The 1,294-nt window shown below is 74.7% G+C and carries 1 protein-coding gene; it reads right to left on the bottom strand.

The features are described 5' to 3' along the window. The coding region (locus EST54_RS33865) for an ERAP1-like C-terminal domain-containing protein (protein WP_174857571.1) at window positions 1–1,294 on the bottom strand (1,294 nt) is incomplete at both ends.

Raw genomic sequence — 1,294 nt, 5'->3', positions numbered from 1 at the left:
GGGCGGGTCCGCGGGCGGCGGCGAGGGCGGGGGCGGCGGTGAAGTAGCGGGCCACGTAGGGGCGCAGCAGTTCGTGCTGTTCGGGTGCCCAGAATCCGGTGGCGGTGGCGATGAAGAGGTAGTTGGACAGGGCTGGTTTCCCGCCGGTCTCGTCGGTGGTGAACAGGGCGTCCCAGGCGGCCTGTTTGGCGGCCGGGTCGGGGAGGGCGGCGTGGCAGCGGGCGGCGCCTTCGCGGCCGGTGGCGCCGGGGTCGCGGGCGAGTTCGGCGTCGATGGCTTGTGGGGTGGTGGCGCCGAGGGTGGCGAGCCGGCCGAGGATGCGCCAGCGCAGTTCGGGGTCGAGGTGGGGGCCGCCGGGGACGCTGCCGTCGTCGAGCCAGTCCTGGATGCCTTCGGGGGTGGTGGCGCTGTCGATGAAGGCCCGTACGGCGGTGAGCCGGAGCCCGGCCTCCGTGCCGTGGGCGGGGCCTTCGGTGCGGCGGAGGATGTCGCGGCTGAGGGCGGTGAGGGTGGCCAGGGCGGTGTGCCGTGCGGCGGCCGGGAGGTACTGGTCGGCGATCTGGGTGCGGGCGAAGGAGAGGACGCCCTGGAGGATCGCGAGGTCGGTTTCGTGCGGGAGGTGGGTGCGGGCGGCGTCGAGGTAGGCGGTGGGGGCGAGGGCGCCGTCGCGGACCAGGTCGCGGGCGGCGTTCCAGACCACCGCGCGGGTGAGCGGGTCGGGCAGGCCGGACAGCGAGCGGGCCACGGTCTTCCAGGAGGCCGGATCGAAACGGACCTTGGCGTAGGTGAGGTCGCCGTCGTTGAGGACGAGGAGGTCGGGGGCGGGCTTGGGGAAGGCGCGGCGGGTGCGGCCCTCTTCCGCGGGGATGTCCAGCTCGAAGCGGTCGCGCGGGACGAGCCGGCCGGGGTCGGTGAGGTCCTGGTCGTAGGCGCCGACGGCGATGCGGTGCGGGCGGCTGCCGCTGTGGTGGACGTCGAGGTGCCAGGTGTCGCTGCCGGTGGCGGTCTCGGGGGTGAGGGTGTCGACTCCGGTGGTGCGCAGCCAGCGTGCGGCCCAGGCGTGCACGTCGCGGTCGGTGGCGCGGCCGAGGGAGTCGAGGAAGTCGGCGAGGGCGGCGTTGCCGAAGCGGTGCCGGGCGAAGTGGTCGTTGATGCCGGCGAGGAAGTCCTTCTCCCCCATCCAGGCGACGAGCTGGCGCAGGGCGGAGGCGCCCTTGGCGTAGGAGATGCCGTCGAAGTTGAGGAGGGCGGAGGCGGTGTCGGGGACGGGGTCCGGGTGCGCGGGGGAAAAGGG

Source organism: Streptomyces sioyaensis (assembly GCF_004122735.1).
GTDB lineage: Bacteria > Actinomycetota > Actinomycetes > Streptomycetales > Streptomycetaceae > Streptomyces > Streptomyces sioyaensis.
Note: the sequence above shows the minus strand (reverse complement) of the source record. Positions and strands in the feature narration are given on the sequence as shown.